This is a genomic window from Nitrospirillum pindoramense, from assembly GCF_007827955.1.
Lineage (GTDB): Bacteria > Pseudomonadota > Alphaproteobacteria > Azospirillales > Azospirillaceae > Nitrospirillum > Nitrospirillum amazonense_B.
Genome location: NZ_VITR01000002.1, coordinates 99059 through 120041 on the forward strand (window position 1 = coordinate 99059; position 20983 = coordinate 120041).

The window sequence follows — 20983 nt, forward strand, 5'->3', positions numbered from 1 at the left end:
CCTCAGGCGGTCCGCTTGAGCGCTTCCTGGACAACGTCGGGGTTCTTGGCGATCACCTTCAGATAGGCTTTCGCCGTGGCGTCCGGTTCCTTCCGGCCCTGTTCCCAGTCGCGCAGTGTCCCGATGGGCACATGGAACCGCGCGGCGAACTCTTCCTGCGTCAACCCCAGCGCTCGACGCATCGTCCGCACCTGCGGCACCCGGCGCATACGGGACATGTCTTCAGGCGTCAACGGTCGCGCGTCCGGATCGCTCAACGCAGCCTGGTGGCGCTCTTCCTCTGACATCGCATCAAAGCGCGCGAAAGGGGTGGCGTCGGGGTCAAGCGTTTTCATCGTGGTATCGTCGGCGCTCATGGGGCTCAGCTCCTCTGGCGGAGATCAGACGGATATCATCACCCCGGAGGGCGTAGGCGACGTAAAACAACCGCCCCGCCGCCATGCCGATGATGATGAAACGTTCCTCACCATAATCCTCACGCTCATCCGGCCACTCGATGGCGAACGGATCCCGGAAGACGGCGCAGGCATCCTCAAATCGGACGCCGTGCTTGGCCAAGTTTCAGCAGCCTTGCGTTTGTCCCATTGGAACATGGCGTCTCCGACCCTATGACGCAAGGGTACGGCTAAGCCGTATTTCCGTCAACGTGCCGAACCCGCTCACAGAGGCAGGTGAAGGTACCGCCATAACTGGAATCAAGGTGAAGGATCAGCGCTTCTGGATGGTGCCTCCGCTGGCGGGCCACCAGCGTCGACAGGTCGCCAGCCGTGGCGCGGCCCTGATAAAGATCGTCCAGTGCTTGCGCGGCCAACGGTAGCAGTGCCGGTTCTCCCACGCGCCAGAGATGAATGGTGGAGAGGACGGTGCCGGGCCAATAGTCCTGGACGGCGAAGTCAATTACACCGCGCGCCTCCAGGATCGTGCGCTCCGCACCGTCAACGGAACGAATGTCGAAGCGCAGCCCGTCTTCGCTCGCCGCGAAGCCGGCAAGCTGCCCATCGTGATAGCGGAAACCCACGACCAGGCCGTCTTCCCGAACCTGCACCCCATCCAGCGTCATCTCCCCTACTCCGCCGCCTCGCCCTCCTCCTTGGGCGCCCCGCTGGCCGTCCCGCTGGCCGCATCGAACTGCAGTGCCGCCAGCCGGGCGTAGAGGCCTCCCTGGCGGATCAGTTCCTCATGGCGGCCGCTGGCGACGATCTTGCCCTTGTCCAGGACGATGATGCGGTCGGCGTTCAGCACGGTGGCCAGGCGATGGGCGATGATGAGGGTGGTGCGGTCCTTCATCAGGGTTTCCAGGGCCAGTTGCACCCCGCGCTCGCTCTCCGCGTCCAGGGCGGAGGTCGCCTCGTCCAGCAGCAGGATCTTCGGGTTGCGCAGGATGGCGCGGGCAATGGCGATGCGCTGGCGCTGGCCGCCGGACAGGCGCACGCCCTTCTCCCCCAGATAGGTGCCCAAGCCGTCGGGCAGGGCCTCCAGGAAGTCCAGCGCGTGCGCGGCGCGGGCGGCGGCGCGCACCTCCTCATCCGTGGCGTCGGGCCGGCCATAGCGGATGTTCTCCCACGCGTTGGTGGAGAAGATCACCGCCTCCTGCGGGACGATGCCCAGGCGGGCGCGCACGTCCCCCGGGGTGGCCGTGCGCACGTCCACACCGTCCACCAGCACGCGGCCGTCCTGCGGGTCGTAGAAGCGCAACAGCAGCTGGAACAGGGTGGTCTTGCCGGCGCCGCTGGGGCCGACGATGGCCACCGTCTCGCCCGGCGCCACCGTCAGGTCCAGGCCCTCCAGCGCGGCATGGTCGGGCCGGGCCGGGTAGTGGAAGCGCACGCCCTCGAAGGCCACGGTGCCGATGGCCGGGGTGGGCAGCGCCACCGGGTTGGCCGGGGCCACGATGTCGGACTTGGTGTCCAGCAGGTCCACCAGCCGCTCCATGGCGCCGGCGGCACGCTGCAACTCACCCGTGACCTCGGAGATGGCGCCGACGGCGCCGGCCACCAGCACGGAATAAAAGATAAAGGCGGAGAGCTGGCCGGCGGAGATGCGGCCGGCCAGCACGTCGTGCCCGCCGATCCACAGGATAACGCCGATGGCCCCCATGACCAGCGAGATGATGATCATGGCCATCAATGCCCGCACGCGGATGCGGCGCACGGCGGTGATGAAGGCATCCTCCACCCGGCTGCCGAAGCGCGCCGTCTCGATGGTCTCATGTCCGAAGGCCTGCACGATGCGGATGCCGCCCAGCGTCTCATCCACCTGGGCGCCCACATCGGCCACGCGGTCCTGGCTGTCCTTGCTGAGCTTACGCAAGGACCGGCCCAGGATGACGATGGGCAGCACCACCAGGGGCACGACGATCAGCACCAGCGCCGTCAGCTTGGCGCTGGTGATGGCCAGCATGACCAGCCCGCCCAACAGCATCAGGGAGTTGCGCAAGGCGATGGAGATGGTGGAGCCCACCACCGTCTGCAACAGCGTCGTGTCCGTGGTCAGGCGGGACAGCACCTCGCCCGTGCGGGTCGATTCGAAGAATCCGGGCGACAAGGTCACCAGATGGTCGAAAACCGCGCGGCGGATGTCGGCAACCACCCGTTCCCCCACCCAGGAAACCAGGGAGAAGCGCACATAGGTGGACCCCGCCAGCACCAGGATGACGCCCAGCATCACCAGCAGCGCATGGTCCAGCAGGTGCGGATTGCTGGTGACGAAGCCCTGGTCCACCACCGCCTGGAGGCCGCGGCCCATGCCGATGGTGGTGGCCGCCGCCAGCAGCAGGGCGATGCCCGCCCCCACCGAGTGCCAAACGTAAGGCCGAACAAAGGGCAGCAGAAAGGCCAAGGGGCGCAACGACTTGCGGGCGGGCGGGGTGGACGGGCTGGCGTCGGTCACCGGCGATATTCCCAATCTGTATCAAGCGGCATGCGCGGTCGCCCCCATCATTCAACGGTCCTGAACAATCAGCTTGGCCCCGCGCGCGTGATGGCTTAGGTAATGCCTGGACGGCCGTGGGGCAACCACCGCCAGACCGTTCGGCACCCACCCTGTGGCACAGCCATGCGCGGCTGTGGCGTCTGCGCGCGCAAGAAGCGCGTGATCGGGTGTTGATCCCGGGGACGGTTTTGGCTATAAGCCCGGCTTCGCATTTCGAGATTTTTGTTTTGGGACTTGGGCGATCATGAAAGCTGACATTCACCCGGACTACCATGAGATCACCGTCGTCATGACCGACGGCACCTCGTTCAAGACCCGGAGCACCATGGGCAAGGCCGGCGACACGCTGCGCCTGGACATCGACCCGAAGTCGCACCCGGCGTGGACGGGCGTGCAGAAGCTGGTCGACACTGGCGGCCAGATCGCCAAGTTCAACCGCCGCTTCTCGGGCCTGGGCCTGAAGTAAGCCGCGGGCGGCCACGCCGCACGCCGCTCACGCTTTCAAAAAAGAGCGTCCCATCCGGGGCGCTCTTTTTTGCTGCCTGATGCCAGGCGCCAAGCCCCCGCCCCTGTCGATCAGGGGCGCGCAAGGACCGCCCGCAGGTTCCCGGATATGTCGGGGCAGGATATTTCGGGGTGCCCGAAGGGTCAGATACGCCTGCCGCCACCTGGGGAAAGCGTCAAGCCACGCTGCGCCGGTATTGGTCTTCCAGGCGCTCCGCCCGCATATAGAGGCTATGGCTGCGTTGCAGCAGCGAGCGCAGGCCGGCGGGCAACTCGCCATTATCGGGGCCCGAGGGATCGCTGCAGATGGCACCGCCGGACAGCGCGAACTGATCGCCCAGCACCTGATCGGCCGTCAGCTCGTGGGCATGCACCGCCTTGAGGGCCAGCAGCCAGGCCATCACCTGGGTCAGGCGGCTGGTGACGCGCAGCGATTCGTAGCTGATCTGCAGTCGAACCTGGGGGGGCAGGCCCCGCTGGTCCTTGGCTTCCTGAAAGGCGACGTAGTTGCGCGCCTCAACCAAGAGGGCCATCGTCTCCTCGTACGTCCGATCAAAAAAGGCATTGGACTCGAGCAACGACGTCCCTTTCTCCGGGCTGGTCCTGGATACCGCATGGGGGGTTCCCACCGGCGTAACCCGGGCACGGACGTTGACTGTAGGGCCGAATCGATCCGCCCCGCAATACACGCCGGCCCGTGATCACCTTCTGGTCACAGGAGGTGTGAATACAGAGTGCCGCGAAAGGCTTAAATCTTTGGAAATAGAGGGCGGGGTTTTTAAACAAATCCCACGCGGGCACGGGGCCGGCGGCCCCCCTATTGAAATCCGGCGCAGGCATTCACAGATGAAAGATCGTCGGCGGGAATGCCCTGGAGGGGTTCCTGGAGCCGGCATGAAACCCCACCCACCGGGACGGCCACGATGGCGCCCAGGGGCCGGGGTGATCGCTCTACCGGAGGATTATCATGCGCAGTTACGACCTGTCCCCGCTGTTCCGTTCCACCGTCGGTTTCGACCGCCTGACCCGCCTCATGGAGTCGGCGCTGAAGACCGAGGACCAGGGCAACGCCTATCCGCCCTACAACATCGAAAAGCGGGGCGATGACGACTACCGCATCACCATGGCGGTCGCCGGCTTCGGTCAGGAAGAGATCGACATCGTGACGCAGGAGAACGCGCTGACGGTGATCGGCAAGTCCCGCAAGGACGAGTCGTCCGCCCAGCAGGCGCAGTACCTGCACCGGGGCATCGCCGGCCGCGCCTTCGAGCGCCGCTTCCAGTTGGCGGAGCATATCCGGGTAACCGGCGCGACGCTGGAAAACGGCTTGTTGCACATCGACCTGGTGCGGGAGGTGCCGGAGACGGCCAAGCCGCGCCACATCCCCATCACCAACCTCAGCCAGACGACGACCGCGCTGCCCACCGGCCAAGTCGCCAATTAAAGCAGAGGGTAAGTGATCGGAAGGGGCCGGGCGGGCGACGCCTGGCCCCACCCATCGGTGCCAAGCAGACACCAAAAATGGAAAGGGCCGCAGCATTTGCGCTGCGGCCTCTTTCACACTCCCAGTGGCGCCGTTTTTCCGGCTGCCGATTTTGCCCGCCCGTTCAACCCGTACCAAACTTCGAAACGGACGGTATGCAGGGCACGCGGGCCAGTCAACCCACTTTGGCAACAAAGACCGCAGATCAGTCAACGCACCGTCACAATTTTGCCACATCGGGGGTAACCCGAAGCGGCAGATTGGCGCGGATATTCCATTGTTTTTCCTATCTTTTTCGCCCAAATCCGGCTTCGGAAAGGGCGTGTCCAATCTCCTCCAAAATCGCCGGGTCGTCGATGGTGGCCGGCATGGCCCACGCCTCCTGATCCGCGATCTTCTGCATGGTCGCCCGTAGGATTTTGCCGGACCGCGTCTTGGGCAGGCGGTCCACCACCAGGGCTTGGCGGAAGGCGGCGACGGGCCCGATGATTTCGCGCACCCGCTGGACCACCTCGGCCACGATGGTGTCATGCGACCGTGTGACCCCGGCCTTCAGCACCAGGAAGCCCAAGGGCAATTGCCCCTTCAGGGTGTCATGCACACCGATGACGGCGCATTCCGCCACGTCGGGATGGCCCGCCAGCACCTCTTCCATGGCACCGGTGGACAAGCGGTGGCCGGCGACGTTGATGATGTCGTCGGTGCGGGCCATGATGAACAGGTAGCCGTCCTCGTCCATGTAGCCGGCATCGGACGTCTGGTAGAAGCCCGGGTATTCCGCCAGATAGCTGCGGATGAAGCGTTCCTCCGCGTTCCACAAGGTGGGCAGCGCCCCCGGCGGCAGCGGCAAACGCATGGTGACCGCCCCCAGCGTTCCGGGCGGCACCTCATGCCCCTGGGCGTCCAGGACTCGCACATCCCATCCCGGCAGGGGCTTGCAGACGGAACCGTGCTTGACCGGCATCAGCCCCAACCCGGCGGGATTGCCCGCCACTGGCCAGCCAGTTTCCGTCTGCCACCAATTGTCGATGACCGGCACCTTCAGGTGAGTTTCGGCCCAGCGCAGGGTGTCGCTGTCCGACCGCTCGCCCGCCAGATAGAGCTGGCGGAAGTGGCTGAGGTCGAAATTCTTGAGCAGCAACCCGTCCGGGTCCTCGCGCTTGATGGCGCGGAAGGCGGTGGGGGCGGTGAACAGCATGCTGACCTTGTGCTGGCTGATCACCCGCCAATAGGCGCTTGCGTCCGGGGTGCCCACGGGCTTGCCCTCATACAGCACCGTGGTGGCGCCGTGCAGCAGCGGGGCATAGACGATGTAGCTGTGGCCCACCACCCAGCCGACGTCGCTGGCGGCCCAGAACACCTCCCCCGGCTTCAGGCCGTAGAAATGCTCCATGGTCCATTTCAGCGCCACGGCGTGGCCGCCATTGTCGCGCACCACGCCCTTGGGCTGGCCCGTGGTGCCGGAGGTGTAGAGGATGTACAGCGGGTCGGTGGCGGCCACCGGCACGCAATCGTGCGGTGCAGCCCCCTCGATCTCCGCCCAGTCGATGTCGCGGCCCGGCATCAACGGCGCGGCTTCCTGCGGCCGCTGCAGGATGATGCACCGGTCGGGCTTGTGCGCCGCCTGGTCGATGGCGCTGTCCAGCAAGGGCTTGTAGGGGATGATCCGGGCGCCCTCGATCCCGCAGGAGGCGGAGACGACGACCTTGGGCTTGGCGTCGTCCAGGCGGGTGGCCAACTCGCGCGCGGCGAAACCGCCGAATACCACGGAGTGGATGGCGCCCAGCCGGGCGCAGGCCAGCATGGCGACGACCGCCTCGGCCACCATGGGCATGTAGAGGATGACCCGGTCACCCTTCCCCACCCCCTGCGCCGCCAGCAGGCCGGCGAAGCGCGCCGTCAGGTCCAGCAATTCCCGATAGGTGTAGGTCTCGACGGTGCTGGTGATGGGCCGGTCATGGATCAGCGCCACCTGGTCGCCCCGGCCCGCGGCCACATGGCGGTCCAACGCGTTCCAACAGGTGTTCAACTGGCCGCCGGTGAACCAGCGGAACAGGGGAGCCCGGCTGTCGTCCAGCACCTGATCCCAAGGGCGGATCCAATCGATGGCCTGCGCCGCCTCCGCCCAGAAACCCTCAGGGTCGTCCAGGGACCGGTTGTATATTTCCGCGTAGCGTCCGCTCATCCGCGCATCCCCCCTTGGACCCGCCACACGGGTCCCTTTCTTGCTTGATGCCCTGATCGTCGCAGGCCGGCGTGACGGCGGCCTTGAGGCAGATCAACGGCGCCTTACCATCCTACCGAGTCGTCCGCCGCCGCCAAGCCTGAACCGCCTGTCCCACCCGTCAGGACAGGGCAACACCGATTCAGGCGCCGGGGCGCACGCACCCGCCATAGGCGCCGGCACGAAAGGGGAGGAAGGTAAGCAGGGGAGGAAGGCCGGCTCGCCCGACCGCCGCTCAGATGATGGCGCGACCGGCGGCGAAACTGCTTTCGCGCCCCACCTGGTCGTAGCAGCGGGTCAGCCAATCATCCGCCGCGGCCCGGCCCATGTCGCGCAACTCCGTCAGGAAGCCCCAGTCGGCGTTCAGCTTGCTGGAGACGCCCAGGTCCGCCATGCCCGTGCCCGGTTCCACCAAGTGCAGGAACACGGGGCGTACGCCAGCCTCCGCCGGATCGATACCATGGTCGGCGCACAGGCGATTCACCAGCTCCAGCGACTTCAGTTCCCGCAGCAGGGTGGCGTTGAAGCCGATCTCGCTCATGCGATCAACGATGGCGCTGGGCGCCGTGGGCACGGTGGGCCGCTGCAGCGGCGTCACCTGGACCACCAGGATGTCGGTGGCGCGGCAGTCGTGCAGCAGGGGGTGGAGCGTGGGGTTGCCCATGTAGCCCCCGTCCCAATACGGCTCACCCTCGATTTCCACCGCCTGGAACAGGATGGGCACGCAGGCGGAGGCCAGCAGGGCGTCCATCGACAGATCCTGGCCCTTGAACACCCGCAATTGGCCGCGGTTGACGTTGGTGGCGCTGACGAATAGGCGCACGCCCTCGGACCGGCGCAGCACGTCGAAGTCGATCAGCCCCTCCAGCACGTCCCGCATGGGGTTCAGGCCCAGCGGATTGAACTGGTAGGGCGACATCATGCGCACCATGAGATCCAGCCCGGCATAGACCGGAGAATGGTCCAGGTTGCGGCGGGCCCCGCCCGTCATCCAATCCAGCCAGGTCGGCTGCAAGGGGCCGGTGGCCGAACTTTTGGCCATGCGCCGCCAGAGGCGGTGCAGCAGGCCCCGCGCCTCCTCCGCCCCGCCGGTCAGCAGGCCATAGGCCAGCAGGGCACCGTTGACGGCGCCGGCACTGGTGCCGCTGATGCCCTCGACATCCAAGCGGCCATCCTCCAGCAGGCGGTCCAGGACGCCCCAGGTGAAGGCGCCGTGGGACCCACCGCCCTGCAGCGCCAGATTGACGGTGCGCCGGGCCGGGGCCGATGCCCCCGGGGTCGCCGCCGGCGCCGGGGACACCGGTGTTGTCCGCCGCCGCCGCCCCTTGACCGCACTACCCGCAGAACCGTCCATACCGTCCTAACCCTCGAAGAAAAGCGCCATCGCGGTGAAGGCGAATCACAGAATTCGCCGGCCCCGCAGGCACAACATGGTTAACAACCGCCGGGGCTTGTCGAAAAAGTCCAGCCCATTTCGCGGATAATTCATACCCCGCCCTATCAAGCGGAACAAACCCGTCTTGAACAATGCTGATCCTGGGTTAAGGTTAGGTTAGTGACTTGGGATGCAGGGCGCGTACGAACCGCCATCTTGGTTGGCCGCGCCTCTTCCGGGCATCATGACGAGGGGAAGACGACCGTGGGTGACGTGGTCAACCTGAACCGGTTTCGTAAGCAAAAGGCCAAGGAGGAACGGGCGGCCAAGGCGGCCGAGAATCGTGTCGTCCATGGCCGCACCAAGGCGGAACGCACGGCGGAGCAACAGCGCCAGGACCGGCAAACCGCCGACCTGGACGGCAAGCATCTCGACCCAGATGACGACGCCTGAGCCGATTCATTTACTTTAGATAGTATAACAATCCTGTTACTCTCCTCAATTGAGAATAACAGGAGGGAACCGTGACAGGCGTAACGGATATATGGTCCTGGTTGGCGGGCACCTATTGGTATGTGCCGACGCTCACCTTGCCGGCCTTGCAGGTGCTGAACGGCGCCACCGTGCGAAGCGCGCTGATACAGGACCAAACCGTCTGGTATCTGGAAAAGTATGAGGCCGGCTATGTGGTCGGCCAGTGCGCGGCCAGCCTGAACGGTGGCGCCTTTTCCTACATGACCGTGGCGGGATCGGTCACGCCCAGGGGCGACGTGGCCCTCACGTTCGCGCCGGTGGATGCGGCGAGCCTCGACGCCACCGACAGCTCAACCCTGACGTTGACGTTCGGCAACGGCCGTATGGTTGAGCGGGACGGCCAGTGGGCTTTCCTGATGCAGATGACGGGCGGCAACGCCGCCATGAACGTCAGCCATTGGTCCTACATGCTGCAAACCGCGCCCGGCGACAGTTCCTGGGACAACCTGCCCGGCCTGCCTGGAACCAGCGTCAGCGACGTTTTCCCCAGCTGATGCGTTAAAGGCGCGGCCTCAGCGTGGACGGTTCACATGCCCCATCTTGCGGCCGGGCCGCGCCTCCGCCTTGCCATAGAGGTGCAGGCGGGCGCCCGGTTCGGCCAGCAGGGCGTGCCACTGGTCCACATCGTCGCCGATCAGGTTCTTCATCATGCAGGGGGCCAGGATGTCGGTGGCACCCAAGGGCAGGCCACAGACGGCGCGCACCAGCTGCTCGAACTGGCTGGTCGCGCAGAAATCCATGGTCCAGTGGCCGGAGTTGTGGGGCCGGGGCGCCATCTCGTTCACCAGCACCCGCCCGTCCGGCGTCACGAACATCTCCACCGCCAGCAGACCGACCACGCCCAGTGCCTCGGTCAGGGTCCGGGCAATGCGCGTGGCCTCGTCCGCCACGGCCGGGGTCACCGCCGCCGGCACCAGGGTTTCGTCCAGGATGCCCTTGGCATGGCGGTTTTCCACCACCGGGAAGGCGGCCATGACGCCATCGGCCCGGCGGGCGACGATGACGGAAACCTCGCAAGCGAACGTCACGAAGCCTTCCAGCACGGCGGAATCGGTGCGCAACGCTTCCCAGGCGGCGGCCAGGTCGCTGTCAGGGGCCAGACGCACCTGGCCCTTGCCGTCATAGCCCATGCGCGTCGACTTGAGGATGGACGGGGTCCCCAGGTCGGCCACGGCGGCGCGCAGGGAATCGGCATCGTTCACCGCGCGGAAGGGGGCGGTGCCGATGCCCAGGCTATTGGCGAAGGTCTTTTCCGCCACCCGGTCCTGGGCCACGGCCAGGACGCCTGAGCCCGGCACGGTGGCAACGCGGGCGGCCAGGAAATCGATGGTGGCGGTGGGGATGTTCTCCCACTCCAGCGTCACGACGTCGACGGAGCGCGCGAAAGCCTCCAGCGCCGCCCAATCGTCGAACGCGGCCAGGGTTTCCGTCGCCGCCACCTGGGCGCAGGGGCTGTCCTGATCCGGCCCGAAGACATGGACGCGATAGCCCAGGTTGGCCGCGGCCAGCGCCGTCATGCGGCCCAGCTGGCCGTTGCCCAACATGCCAATGGTCGAACCTGGAGGCACGACGGTAAGCGCGTTCTTGCTCATGCCTCGTCCTGCGGCTCCAGGGCCACACGCTCCGTCTGGGCGGCGCGCCAGGCATCCAACGCGTCGGCCAGCCGCGTGTCGGACAGGGCCAGGACGGCGGCGGCCAGCAGGGCGGCATTGATGGCGCCGGCCTTGCCAATGGCCAAGGTACCCACGGGGATGCCGCCCGGCATCTGCGCGATGGACAACAGGCTGTCCATGCCCTTCAGCGCGTGGCTTTCCACCGGCACGCCGAACACGGGCAGCGGGGTCATGGCGGCGGCCATGCCGGGCAGATGGGCGGCACCGCCGGCACCGGCGACGATGACCTTCAGGCCACGGTCGCGGGCGGTGGTGGCGTAGTCGACCAGGCGATGGGGGGTGCGGTGGGCGGAAACGATGCGCGTCTCAAAGGGCACGCCCAGTTCTTCCAGGACGGCGGCGCCGTGACGCATGGTCGCCCAGTCGGACTGGCTGCCCATGATGATACCGACTAGCGGCGCGCTTTCAGGCTTCTGGCTCACCGGTGATGCTCCCCCCCGGGATAAAAGAAGCGCCGGATTATAGGAGCGGGCGGCGACCGCGCAAGTGCCGGCGCCGCATGCCCGCCACGCCCGGGCGGGGGCCATCCGGGGTGGGAGATGACATCAAGCGATGATGTCGGGCAGCAACTCGCTTTCCAGCCGCGCGATCAAGTCCTTCAGCAGCAACTTGCGCTTCTTCAGCCGCTGAATCTGCAACTGATCCACCGGGAACTGGCTTGTCAGCCGGGTGATGATGTCGTCGAGGTCACGATGCTCCACCCGAAGCGTCGCCAGCTTCTCCTTCAGGGTGTGTTGTTCAGTCATCCGTGCCTTTTAGCGTTCGCTGATCTCGATCATCGGGCGATCTATACCAGAAATCCGCAGGCAGGGGTGCTGCCTTTCGGCATGTCTTTCGGCGATTGCGGGCAGGTCCGGTTTTCCTCAAACTCAGGTCTCGACCGTCGTATCGGTCGTGCCCCTGACCCATTCCCCTGATGATGAGCGACGGCATGAGCAACGGCAAGCGCATCGGCATCCTGACCAGCGGCGGCGATTGCGCCGGCCTGAACGCCGTCATCCGCGCCGTGGTCCACCGCGCCGTCACGACCTACAACTGGCAGGTCGTGGGCATCGAGGAAGGCACCCATGGCCTGCTGGACCGCCCGGTGCGCCACCGCGTGCTGCTGCCCGCCGACGTGGACGGAACCATCCTGCGCCAGGGCGGCACCGTGCTGGGCACCACCAACAAGGGCGACCCCTTCGCCTATCCCATGCCGGACGGCAGTAAGAAGGATCGGTCGCAAGAGATCATCAGCGGCTGCCGCGAACTGGGCCTGGACGCCCTGATCGGCATAGGCGGCGACGGCAGCCTGGCCATCCTGCGCCGCCTGGCGCAGGAGGGGGGCCTTAACCTGGTCGGCATCCCCAAGACCATCGACAACGATCTGGGCCTGACCGAGGTGTCGGTGGGCTATGACACCGCCGTCGCCGTGGCGACGGAGGCGCTGGACCGCCTGCAACCCACCGCCGCCAGCCATGCCCGCGTCATGGTGCTGGAGGTCATGGGCCGGGACGCCGGCCACATCGCGCTGGCGGCCGGCATCGCCGGCGGCGCCGACGTGATCCTGCTGCCGGAGATTCCGTGGACGGTGGAGGGGGTGGCCAACCGCATCCGCCAGATCCGGGCCCATGGCCGCAACTTCGCCCTGGTGGTGGTGTCGGAAGCGGCGACCCTGCCCGGCGGCGGCAAGGCGCGGCAGGAGTTCAGCGATGGGCAAAAGCGCTATGGCGGCATCGGCGGCTATATCGGCCACCTGATCGCGGAGGCGACCGGGGCCGAAACCCGCGTCACCGTGCTGGGCCATGTGCAGCGCGGCGGGTCCCCCAATCCCCGCGACCGGCTGATCGCCTCGGCCTTCGGCGTGCATGCCGTGGACCTGATCGCGCAAGGTCGGTACGACCGCATGGTGGCCTGGTCCAACCGCAAGGTCATCGACGTGCCCATCGCCGACGCTATCAAGGCCTACGCCGCGGTGGATGTGGACGGCACCCTGGTGCGCACGGCGCGCGGCCTGGGCATTTACGTGGGCGAGCCCATGGGCGAACCCGTTGGCTGAAAATCGGGTGACCGAGGACACGGCCCCGGGAGAGCCGACCCCTGCCCCGCTCTGGCCCTTCGCCCTTGAAATATATGCGCGACCCGGGGTGGCCGCCCTGTGCCTGGAGGCCCAGGACACCGTCGGCGCTGACGTGCCCCTTCTGTTGTGGGGGGTATGGGCGGCGGCCCGGGGCCATATCCTGACGGAAGCGGACATGAATGCCGCCCAGGCCCTGGCCGACCGGTGGCGGGGACCGGTGATCGCGCCCCTGCGCCACGCCCGCCGCGCCCTCAAGGATCTGCCTGGTGGCGAGGCCCTGCGCCAGGATGTCAAGGCGGCGGAGCTGGAGGCCGAGCGGCTGTACATGACCGCCCTTGAGGGGCTGGCGGCGGGCTGGCCGTCGCCGGTGGGGCCCCGCCCCCCTTGTCCGACCGCCCTGCGCGACAATCTGGCGCGGCTGCTGCCCCCGGACGCGGGGCCGGTTACAGAGCGGTTACACAAGGCGCTTTCCTGACGCCGCGACGGCTATGATATGGTCGCGACCGTCAAATCATTTCGCCCGACATCAAAATTTCAGGCGACGTCGATTTTGACCCCCATCTGGGTTCCAGGCCCGGTGCCCGAGGGCAGCGGTATCGGCCGGCAGCGGGATCTTGTTGGGGCTTCCCGCCGGGGAACAACGACAACAACAGATGATGGGTCATCATGTCAGGGGTACGCAGCCTTTCCACATCGGCCGCCGTGGCCGCCTTGATCGCCGCCGCCGGCTTGGCCGGCTGCCACACCACCGACACCAAGCCCCCGGCACCGCCGTTGGCCGCAGCGCAACCGGCGCCGGACACCCCGGCCGCCCCCGGGCTGCCCGTGGTGGATAACGGCGTCAGCCCGTGCGACAACTTCTTCCTTCACGCCTGCAGCGTCTGGAACAAGCGCAACCCCATTCCCGCCGACCAGTCGCGCTGGGGCACCTTCAACAAGCTGGCCGACGACAACCTGGCCCTGCTGCATGATGAGCTGGAGAAGCTGGCGGCTCGCTCCACATCCGCCAACGCGTCTTTCGAGGGGCAGCGCATCGCCGACTTCTATGCCGCCTGCATGGACGAGGCGGGCATCGAGTCCCGCGGCCTGGCGCCCTTGCAGCCGCTGCTGGCCCGCATCAACGGCCTGAAGAGCAAGAAGGCCCTGAGCGGCCTGTTGATCGACCTGCACATGGCCGGCGTCAACGCCTTCCACCGGGTTGGGCAGCAACAGGACTTCAAGGACGCGACCCAGGTCATCGCCGGCGTCTACCAGGGCGGCCTGGGCCTGCCGGACAAGCCGTACTATTTCAAGGACGACGACAAGTCCAAGCAGCAGCGCGCCGCCTACGTCGCCCATATCGGGAAGATGATGGCGCTGGCGGGCCTGCCGGACGCGGAGGCCAAGGCGCAGACGGTGATGCGCATCGAGACGCAGCTGGCCGACGCCTCGCTGGACCGCACGGCCATGCGCGAGCCGGAGAACCGTTACCATCTCAAGACCTTCGCCGAACTGCAGTCCCTGGACCCGGCGATCAACTGGACGGCCTACATCCATGGCGCCGGCCTGAAGCCGCCGGCCACGCTGAATGTCAGCAATCCCGACTACATGAAGCGGGAGAGCAAGCTGATCCGGGAGCTGAGCCTGGCGGACATCAAGACCTACCTGACCTGGCGCACGCTGTCCGCCTATGCCACCTGGCTGCCGGACGCCTTCGTCCAGGAGAACTTCGACTTCTATGACCGCACCTTGCGCGGCGCCCGGGAGATGAAGCCCCGGTGGAAGCGCTGCGTCGCCGCGACCGACGCCGCCCTGGGCGAGGATCTGGGCAAATACTTCGTCGCCCGCGCCTTCGGGCCGGAGAAGAAGACCCGCATGCTGCAGATGGTGGCCGATATCCGCAAGGCGCTGGACGAGACCTTCCCCACCCTGACGTGGATGAGCCCCGAGACCCAGGCCAAGGCCCATGCCAAGCTGGACGCCTTCACCGCCAAGATCGGCTATCCGGACAAATGGCGCGATTACAGCGCCCTGACCGTCAGCCGCGGCGATGCCCTGGGCAACGCCCTGCGGGCCGAGACCTTCGAATTCCACTACGACATGGCCAAGATCGGCAAGCCGGTGGACAAGGGCGAATGGTCCATGACCCCGCCGACGGTCAACGCCTACTATTCCTCCGCCCACAACGACATCAACTTCCCGGCCGGCATCCTGCAGCCGCCCTTCTTCAATGACGCGGCCGACGACGCCACCAATTACGGCGCCATCGGCGTGGTCATCGGCCATGAGATCACCCATGGCTTCGATGACCAGGGCCGCAAGTTCGACGGCAACGGCAACCTGAAGGACTGGTGGACGGCCGACGACGCGGAGAAGTTCAAGGCCCGCGCCCAGTGCCTGGTCGACCAGTACGGCAGCTATGTCGCCGACGGCGACGTGAAGGAGAACGGCAAGCTCAAGCTGGGCGAGAACACCGCCGACAACGGTGGCATCCGCGTGGCCTACCGCGCCTTGATGGAACGGCTGGGCGCCAGGAAGGACGAGAAGATCGGCGGCCTGACGGCGGCGCAACGCTTCTTCTATGGCTTCGCCCAGGTCTGGTGTGGCGAGGCGCGGCCGGAAACCCGGCGCCTGCAAGCGCAGACCGACCCGCATTCGCTGGGGGAATTCCGGGTGAACGGCACCCTCTCGAACATGAAGGAGTTCGCGGAGGCGTTCAATTGCAAGCCCACCGACAAGATGGTGGCCGGCGAGAAGGCCTGCCGCGTCTGGTGATGGGTATCTGAGGGGCGCCGGCGCACACCGCCGGCGCCCCCTTTTCATTTCAAAGAACATAACGAAGGTGGAGCACCCCTTATGAGCAAACCGATCGCGGGGATTTTGAATCGCGCGGCCCCCATCGCCCTGGCCACCGCCCTGGTGGCGCTGCCGCTCGCCGCCAAGGCCGCGGACGCCCCCCAAAAGGCGTCCGCCACGGAGTCGGCGTTGCCCCAGGTCGACGACACCGTCGACCCCTGCCAGAACTTCTACCAGTACGCCTGCGGCCCGTGGATCAAGGCCAACCCCATCCCCAGCGATCAGTCCCGGTGGGGCAGCTTCAACGCCCTGCATGAGCGCAACCAGCAAATCCTGAAGGCCGCGCTGGAGGACATCGTCGCCCACCCCAACGCCGACAACGAACGCGTCGGCAACTTCTACGCCGCGTGCATGGACGAGGCCGGGGCCGACGCCAAGGGTGCCGCCCCCATCCAGCCGCTGCTGGACCAGGTCAAGGCGCTGCCGGGCAAGGAGCAGTTGCCGGCCCTGGTGGCGGCCCTGCACGCCGTCGGCGTGGACGTGTTCTTCGGCTTTGGCGCACAGACGGACTTCGAGGACGCCCGGCAGGATATCGCCGCGATCGACCAGGGCGGCCTAGGCCTGCCCAACCGCGATTACTACGTCCGCGAAGGCGCCAAGTTCGACGGCATCCGCCAAGCCTATGTCGAGCACGTGTCGCGCACCTTCCAGCTTCTGGGCGACGCCCCGGCGGCGGCCGATGCCAAGGCCAAGACGGTGATGCGCATCGAGACGGACCTGGCCAAGGCGTCGCTGAGCCTGGCCGACCGCAACGATCCGCAGAAGGTGAACAACAAGAAGCCGGTGGGCGCCCTGTCCACCCTGGCCCCCGGCTTCGCCTGGGCCGACTACTTCAAGGCCGCCGGCGCCCCCGCGTTCCAGACCCTGAACGTGACGGAGCCCGATTTCTTCAAGGCGTTGCAGACCATCCTGGCCGGCGCGTCGGTGGATGACGTCAAGACCTATCTGTCCTGGCACGTCGCCCACGCCTTCTCCAGCCGCCTGTCCAAGCCTTTCGTGGATGAGCGCTTCAGCTTCTATTCCAAGAAGCTGCGCGGCGTGGACCAGAACATGCCCCGCTGGAAGCGTTGCGTCATGGAGACGGACGACGCGCTGGGCGAGGACCTGGGCAAGTATTATGTGAAGACCGCCTTCGGCGCCGCGCAGAAGGCCAAGATGCTGACCATGGTGAAGAACCTGAAGGCGGCATACTCGGTCGACATCGACCAGCTGGACTGGATGAGCGCCGAAACCAAGAAGCGCGCGCATGAGAAGCTGGACGCCATCGCCGAAAAGATCGGCTATCCCGACAAGTGGCGCGACTATTCCTCGGTCGTGACCAAGAAGGACGACTTCGTGGGCAACGTGGAACGCGCCGCGACGTTCGAGACCAAGCGCCAGCTGAACAAGATCGGCAAGCCCCACGATCGGTCGGAATGGCAGATGAGCCCGCCGACCGTGAACGCCTATTATGACCCGACCGAGAACGACATCAACTTCCCGGCCGGCATCCTGCAGCCGCCGTTCTATTTCGCGGGCGCCGACGACGCCATCAACTACGGCGCCATCGGCGCGGTCATCGGCCATGAGATGACGCACGGCTTCGACGACCAGGGCCGCCAGTACGACAAGAACGGCAACCTGAAGGACTGGTGGACGCCCGAGGACGCCAAGAAGTTCGAGGCCCGCGCCCAGTGCGTGGTGGATGAGTATGACGGCTTCGTCGCCATCGACGACGTGCACCTGAACGGCAAGGCCACGCTGGGCGAGAACCTGGCCGACAACGGCGGCCACGCCATCGCGCTGAAGGCCCTGATGGCCACCCTGAAGGGCAAGGCCGCCAAGAAGGACGGGCGCTTCACCACCGAGCAGAAGTTCTTCCTGGGCTATGCCCAGGTGTGGTGCAGCAACCAGCGTGACGACGCCAAGCGCGACCAGGCGATCACTGACGTCCATTCCCTGTCGGAGTACCGGGTGAACGGCGTCGTCTCCAACAATCCGGAGTTCGCCAAGGCGTTCAACTGCAAGGCCGACGCCCCCATGAACCGGGGCGCCAAGGCCTGCAAGGTCTGGTAAGACGCCGCGATTCGGCGGCCCCTCCGCAAGAGGGGCCGCCAGCGCGATTTGGCATCGGCCCAGCCACAAGGCCGGTGCCATGGCCGAGACCACAGAAAAGCCCCGCCGAATCGACCGGCGGGGCTTTTTCCTGGGCAAGAACTGGCCCGGACACGCCGCGATACAAAAGCAAAAACCGCGCCTTCATCCAGGCGCGGTTTTTGGTTCCGATGGCCGGCGAACCGGCCACTGGGCAGAAACGCTTAAATCAGCCCTGACGGGCCTTGAAGCGCGGGTTCTGCTTGTTGATGACGTACACGCGACCCTTGCGGCGAATAACGCGGCAAGCCTTGTGGCGGGTCTTCATCGACTTGAGGGAGTTCACGATCTTCATGATTTGGACTCGGGCACTTGGATTGGATCACGGTTCGAGGCCGGGAAAATAGTAAGGGCCGGCCCCGCTGTCAACCTGAGTCATATCGTAAAATCGATCAGCTGATATCCGCAGGCTTCAACACGTAGAAACGGTACAGGCGGATGCCGGCGTCCAGCACGGCCACCCGGCGGGCCCACAGCTCCACCTCCTCCACCACCGCGACCTTGGTCTCATGATCCATGCTGTGCTGCTCCAGATGGGTCACCAGCCCCTGAATGGCGGACAGGATCAGGCCACGGTGCAGGTCGGAGATGTCCTCGGTGATGCGGATGTCGAGGTTACGCTGCTGCAGGCCCTGGGCGTACTGGTCCACGGTCCAGGGATGCGGCTCCACCGGCTCGTGGTCCAGCCAGCCCTTGAACACCGGGCCGCCGGCCTTGGCCTTGTCCAGCACATAGTCGGTGAACAGGAAGTGGCCGCGCGGCTTCAACGCCGCCTCCACCGCGTCCAGCAGGCCATCCTTGTTGCGGACGGTGTAGAACCCTTCCTTGGCGAACACCGCGTCCACGCGCTTGGGCCAGGAGAAGGTTTCGGGATCGTAGGGCTGGATCGGGGCCTGCCGGGCCATGCCGGCCTTGTGGGACCGGAACATGCCGGCTTCCGCCAGCACCGGGTTCGATTCCAGGCCCGTCACCCAGGCGCCGAACTGCGACGCCATACTGCGGGTGGAACCGCCCAGGCCCGCCGCGAGGTCCAGCACGCTCATGGCCGGATTCAGCCCCAAGGGCTTCACCAGGGTCGGGATATGGTCGTTGCCGCCGGGGGTGGCGTAGCCGTCACCCCAGATTTTTTCCGCCACCTGCACGCGGGTGGCCGTCCATAGCGGCTTGCCGGAACGGTTCAGGACCCGGCGGTCGGCCGCGGATTGCGCCGACTGCTTGCCCCCCGGCACCCCGCCGGCACCGGCCTCGTCCTCATCCGGGTGTGGCCGGCGGCTGAGTAGCGCCGCGAGGTCATAGCCCTCCCACCAGGCGACGAAACGGTCCCGCAGGGTCGCCCGCGGAAGGGTCGCCTGCGGCAACGCCGCACCCTTGGAGCCCTGCTGGGCGGACATGCGTGGAACCAGCCCCATGGATCATTAACACGGAAACATATTGTACAGTCATTGCGCGGCGGTTGAAATGGCCATACTGAAACGCGCGTGCGGTCCGTTGACGCCCGCTGGTGACGCCCGCCGGTAATGCCCTTGGTGGAACAGCCGACCGGCCCCTGACGCTTGTGCATCCCACCCACCTGGCAAATATGCCTCTTTTCCAACGGTGGGTGTCGTACGCTCGTTTTGCTGCGCTTTTCCTGCCGCCCCACCGGCCCGCCGCTTACTGGATAGCCCCATGACCGAGTCGGATCACAACCGGGTGCTGCTTGTCGAGGACACTGCCCCCCTGGCACGGGTCTACATGGAATATCTGCGCAGCGAAGGCTACGAGGTGGAGCATCAGGAGACCGGGACCCTGGCGCTGGACAGCCTGCGGACCGCGCCGCCCGGCGCCCTGGTGCTGGATCTGAAGCTGCCGGACATGGACGGGCTGGAGGTGCTGCGCGCGGCGCGCGAAAGCCACCCCGACCTGCCGGTCATCGTGGTGACGGCCCATGGCTCCATCAGCGTGGCGGTGGAGGCCATGCGCGACGGCGCCTTCGACTTCCTGGTGAAGCCGTTCACCGCCGCACGCCTGATCGTCACCGTGCGCAACGCCCTGGAACGCCGCCGCCTGACGCGAATCGTGGCGCATTACCGGCGGGAATTGGACCGGGGCAGCTTTCACGCTTTCGTCGGCGCTTCCGCCCCCATGCAGACCGTCTACCGCCTGATCGAGAGCGTGGCGCCCAGCCGGGCCAGCGTCTTCCTGACGGGCGAAAGCGGCACGGGCAAGGAACTGGCGGCCGACGCCATCCACCGCTGCAGCCCCCGCCGGGGCCATCCCTTCATCGCCATCAACTGCGCCGCCATCCCCAAGGATTTGCTGGAAAGCGAAATCTTCGGCCATGTGAAGGGCGCCTTCACCGGGGCGGTGGGGGACCGCGCGGGCGCCGCGCGCCAGGCCGATGGCGGCACCCTGTTCCTGGATGAGGTGTGCGAAATGCCGATGGAGCTGCAGGCCAAGATCCTGCGCTTCGTCCAGACCGGCACCTTCCAGCCCGTGGGGGGCACACAGATGGAGAAGGTGGACGTCCGCTTCATCTCCGCCACCAACCGCGACCCGCTGGCGGAGGTGGCGGCCGGCCGCTTCCGCGAGGATTTGTATTATCGCCTGCACGTGGTGCCCATCCATCTGCCCCCTTTGCGTGATCGTGAGGGCGATGTCTGCCTCATCGCCCGCCACTTCCTGACCGACATGGCGGAGGAGGAGGGCAAGGCCTTCCAACGCCTGGACGCGGACGCCGAATCGGCGTTGATGGCCTACGACTTTCCCGGCAACGTCCGGCAGTTGCAGAACATCCTGCGCAATGTCGTGGTGCTGAATGACGGCGCCGCGGTCACCCGCGCCATGCTGCCGGAACCGTTGCGCAGCGCCTCAGCCGACGCGACGCCCCTGCGCCTGAACCCGCAGGAATCCAATGTTTCCAAGGGGGTGGCGGCTGCGGCGGCCACGCATCCGGCCGGCCCACCGGCGTCCGCCCCATCGGCCGAGGCGGGTGAAATCGTGCCCTTGTGGCAGCTGGAGAAGCAAGCGATTCAACGTGCGCTTGCGCTGACGGGGGATGACGTGCCCCGCGCCGCCGCCCTGCTGGAAATCAGCCCGTCGACCATCTACCGCAAGCTTCAGCAATGGAAAATCAAGATAACCGGCTGAGGTGACTTGGACGCAATATCTGGGGGCCCGGTTCCGCTGACGCCACCCGTTATTGCGGTCTATTCATCCCCGGGCGCCCGTTACGCGCCTAGGCCCGCCGCCC

Annotated in this window: 21 protein-coding genes; 9 read left to right on the forward strand and 12 right to left on the reverse strand. The window is 66.6% G+C overall.

Annotated elements, in window-relative coordinates:
* Positions 1–2: 2 nt before the first annotated feature.
* The 4 genes from FBZ90_RS28245 to FBZ90_RS03075 form a co-directional block, all read right to left on the reverse strand.
* Positions 3–356, reverse strand: coding sequence for a helix-turn-helix domain-containing protein (locus FBZ90_RS28245; RefSeq protein WP_145729575.1), 354 nt, complete (start codon positions 354–356; stop codon positions 3–5).
* Positions 322–558 (reverse strand): BrnT family toxin, encoded by a 237-nt coding sequence (locus FBZ90_RS03065; RefSeq protein ID WP_211101899.1) that lies wholly within the window; start codon positions 556–558, stop codon positions 322–324. Before FBZ90_RS03065 ends, FBZ90_RS28245 begins: the two co-directional genes overlap by 35 nt.
* A 67-nt stretch (positions 559–625) precedes the next feature.
* Positions 626–1060, reverse strand: coding sequence for a hypothetical protein (locus tag FBZ90_RS03070; RefSeq protein WP_145729576.1), 435 nt, complete (start codon positions 1058–1060; stop codon positions 626–628).
* A 5-nt stretch (positions 1061–1065) separates the two neighbouring features.
* Entirely contained in the window at positions 1066–2889 is a 1824-nt protein-coding gene (locus FBZ90_RS03075; protein ID WP_145729577.1) for an ABC transporter transmembrane domain-containing protein, read from the reverse strand.
* Positions 2890–3175: 286 nt separating this feature from the next.
* Here FBZ90_RS03075 and rpmE point away from each other — a divergent pair, with 286 nt between their 5' ends.
* Positions 3176–3397, forward strand: a complete 222-nt coding sequence (rpmE, locus tag FBZ90_RS03080; protein ID WP_040848326.1) for a 50S ribosomal protein L31 — start codon at positions 3176–3178, stop codon at positions 3395–3397.
* A 214-nt stretch (positions 3398–3611) separates the two neighbouring features.
* Here the strand turns inward: rpmE and FBZ90_RS03085 are convergent, their stop codons facing one another.
* Entirely contained in the window at positions 3612–4064 is a 453-nt protein-coding gene (locus FBZ90_RS03085) for a DUF1465 family protein (protein ID WP_276509081.1), read from the reverse strand.
* A gap of 338 nt (positions 4065–4402) precedes the next feature.
* On the opposite strand from FBZ90_RS03085, the gene FBZ90_RS03090 reads away from it, so the two are divergent.
* On the forward strand, positions 4403–4879 hold the full coding sequence (locus tag FBZ90_RS03090; RefSeq protein ID WP_145729579.1) for an Hsp20 family protein: 477 nt from the start codon (positions 4403–4405) through the stop codon (positions 4877–4879).
* 325 nt (positions 4880–5204) lie between these two features.
* Here the strand turns inward: FBZ90_RS03090 and FBZ90_RS03095 are convergent, their stop codons facing one another.
* Positions 5205–7103, reverse strand: coding sequence for a propionyl-CoA synthetase (locus FBZ90_RS03095; RefSeq protein ID WP_145729580.1), 1899 nt, complete (start codon positions 7101–7103; stop codon positions 5205–5207).
* Positions 7104–7377: 274 nt separating this feature from the next.
* Positions 7378–8496, reverse strand: coding sequence for a patatin-like phospholipase family protein (locus tag FBZ90_RS03100; RefSeq protein ID WP_145729581.1), 1119 nt, complete (start codon positions 8494–8496; stop codon positions 7378–7380).
* A gap of 285 nt (positions 8497–8781) precedes the next feature.
* On the opposite strand from FBZ90_RS03100, the gene FBZ90_RS03105 reads away from it, so the two are divergent.
* Both FBZ90_RS03105 and FBZ90_RS03110 read left to right on the forward strand, forming a co-directional pair.
* Positions 8782–8970: a DUF4169 family protein gene (locus FBZ90_RS03105; RefSeq protein ID WP_145729582.1), complete on the forward strand. Its 189-nt coding sequence runs from the start codon at positions 8782–8784 to the stop codon at positions 8968–8970.
* A gap of 71 nt (positions 8971–9041) precedes the next feature.
* Entirely contained in the window at positions 9042–9545 is a 504-nt protein-coding gene (locus FBZ90_RS03110; protein ID WP_145729583.1) for a hypothetical protein, read from the forward strand.
* Between the two features lie 18 nt (positions 9546–9563).
* On the opposite strand, the gene FBZ90_RS03115 is transcribed toward FBZ90_RS03110, so the two are convergent.
* The 3 genes from FBZ90_RS03115 to FBZ90_RS03125 form a co-directional block, all read right to left on the reverse strand.
* Entirely contained in the window at positions 9564–10643 is a 1080-nt protein-coding gene (locus tag FBZ90_RS03115; protein WP_145729584.1) for a 5-(carboxyamino)imidazole ribonucleotide synthase, read from the reverse strand.
* A complete protein-coding gene (gene purE, locus FBZ90_RS03120; RefSeq protein WP_145729918.1) occupies positions 10640–11104 on the reverse strand; it encodes a 5-(carboxyamino)imidazole ribonucleotide mutase in 465 nt (154 codons plus the stop codon). The genes FBZ90_RS03115 and purE overlap by 4 nt, the downstream gene beginning before the upstream one ends.
* A gap of 165 nt (positions 11105–11269) precedes the next feature.
* Positions 11270–11470: a YdcH family protein gene (locus tag FBZ90_RS03125; protein WP_145729585.1), complete on the reverse strand. Its 201-nt coding sequence runs from the start codon at positions 11468–11470 to the stop codon at positions 11270–11272.
* Between the two features lie 185 nt (positions 11471–11655).
* Between FBZ90_RS03125 and FBZ90_RS03130 the strand changes: the two genes are divergently transcribed.
* The 4 genes from FBZ90_RS03130 (at position 11656) to FBZ90_RS03145 (ending at position 17673) form a co-directional block, all read left to right on the forward strand.
* The gene (locus FBZ90_RS03130; protein ID WP_145729586.1) at positions 11656–12762 is read left to right on the forward strand and encodes an ATP-dependent 6-phosphofructokinase; all 1107 of its coding nucleotides are present in this window, start codon (positions 11656–11658) and stop codon (positions 12760–12762) included.
* Positions 12683–13258 (forward strand): TIGR02444 family protein, encoded by a 576-nt coding sequence (locus FBZ90_RS03135; RefSeq protein ID WP_145729587.1) that lies wholly within the window; start codon positions 12683–12685, stop codon positions 13256–13258. The genes FBZ90_RS03130 and FBZ90_RS03135 overlap by 80 nt, the downstream gene beginning before the upstream one ends.
* A 191-nt stretch (positions 13259–13449) precedes the next feature.
* Positions 13450–15537: a M13 family metallopeptidase gene (locus FBZ90_RS03140; RefSeq protein ID WP_246130128.1), complete on the forward strand. Its 2088-nt coding sequence runs from the start codon at positions 13450–13452 to the stop codon at positions 15535–15537.
* An 81-nt stretch (positions 15538–15618) separates the two neighbouring features.
* Positions 15619–17673, forward strand: coding sequence for a M13 family metallopeptidase (locus FBZ90_RS03145; RefSeq protein ID WP_246130129.1), 2055 nt, complete (start codon positions 15619–15621; stop codon positions 17671–17673).
* 247 nt (positions 17674–17920) lie between these two features.
* Here the strand turns inward: FBZ90_RS03145 and ykgO are convergent, their stop codons facing one another.
* Both ykgO and FBZ90_RS03155 read right to left on the reverse strand, forming a co-directional pair.
* The gene (gene ykgO, locus FBZ90_RS03150) at positions 17921–18046 is read right to left on the reverse strand and encodes a type B 50S ribosomal protein L36 (RefSeq protein ID WP_012973122.1); all 126 of its coding nucleotides are present in this window, start codon (positions 18044–18046) and stop codon (positions 17921–17923) included.
* 97 nt (positions 18047–18143) lie between these two features.
* Positions 18144–19142 (reverse strand): SAM-dependent methyltransferase, encoded by a 999-nt coding sequence (locus FBZ90_RS03155; protein ID WP_145729588.1) that lies wholly within the window; start codon positions 19140–19142, stop codon positions 18144–18146.
* Between the two features lie 277 nt (positions 19143–19419).
* Between FBZ90_RS03155 and FBZ90_RS03160 the strand changes: the two genes are divergently transcribed.
* Positions 19420–20880 (forward strand): sigma-54-dependent transcriptional regulator, encoded by a 1461-nt coding sequence (locus FBZ90_RS03160; RefSeq protein WP_145729589.1) that lies wholly within the window; start codon positions 19420–19422, stop codon positions 20878–20880.
* Positions 20881–20983 lie beyond the last annotated feature (103 nt).

Excerpts from the sequence above, each read along its gene's own strand:
- FBZ90_RS28245 (WP_145729575.1), bottom strand. The coding sequence starts at position 356 with ATGAGCGCCGACGATACCACGATGAAAACGCTTGACCCCGACGCCACC.
- FBZ90_RS03070 (WP_145729576.1), bottom strand. The coding sequence starts at position 1,060 with ATGACGCTGGATGGGGTGCAGGTTCGGGAAGACGGCCTGGTCGTGGGT.
- rpmE (WP_040848326.1), top strand. The coding sequence starts at position 3,176 with ATGAAAGCTGACATTCACCCGGACTACCATGAGATCACCGTCGTCATG.
- FBZ90_RS03090 (WP_145729579.1), top strand. The coding sequence starts at position 4,403 with ATGCGCAGTTACGACCTGTCCCCGCTGTTCCGTTCCACCGTCGGTTTC.
- FBZ90_RS03095 (WP_145729580.1), bottom strand. The coding sequence starts at position 7,103 with ATGAGCGGACGCTACGCGGAAATATACAACCGGTCCCTGGACGACCCT.
- FBZ90_RS03100 (WP_145729581.1), bottom strand. The coding sequence starts at position 8,496 with ATGGACGGTTCTGCGGGTAGTGCGGTCAAGGGGCGGCGGCGGCGGACA.
- FBZ90_RS03115 (WP_145729584.1), bottom strand. The coding sequence starts at position 10,643 with ATGAGCAAGAACGCGCTTACCGTCGTGCCTCCAGGTTCGACCATTGGC.
- purE (WP_145729918.1), bottom strand. The coding sequence starts at position 11,104 with ATGGGCAGCCAGTCCGACTGGGCGACCATGCGTCACGGCGCCGCCGTC.
- FBZ90_RS03125 (WP_145729585.1), bottom strand. The coding sequence starts at position 11,470 with ATGACTGAACAACACACCCTGAAGGAGAAGCTGGCGACGCTTCGGGTG.
- FBZ90_RS03130 (WP_145729586.1), top strand. The coding sequence starts at position 11,656 with ATGAGCAACGGCAAGCGCATCGGCATCCTGACCAGCGGCGGCGATTGC.
- FBZ90_RS03135 (WP_145729587.1), top strand. The coding sequence starts at position 12,683 with ATGTGGACGGCACCCTGGTGCGCACGGCGCGCGGCCTGGGCATTTACG.
- FBZ90_RS03140 (WP_246130128.1), top strand. The coding sequence starts at position 13,450 with ATGTCAGGGGTACGCAGCCTTTCCACATCGGCCGCCGTGGCCGCCTTG.
- FBZ90_RS03145 (WP_246130129.1), top strand. The coding sequence starts at position 15,619 with ATGAGCAAACCGATCGCGGGGATTTTGAATCGCGCGGCCCCCATCGCC.
- ykgO (WP_012973122.1), bottom strand. The coding sequence starts at position 18,046 with ATGAAGATCGTGAACTCCCTCAAGTCGATGAAGACCCGCCACAAGGCT.
- FBZ90_RS03155 (WP_145729588.1), bottom strand. The coding sequence starts at position 19,142 with ATGTCCGCCCAGCAGGGCTCCAAGGGTGCGGCGTTGCCGCAGGCGACC.
- FBZ90_RS03160 (WP_145729589.1), top strand. The coding sequence starts at position 19,420 with ATGACCGAGTCGGATCACAACCGGGTGCTGCTTGTCGAGGACACTGCC.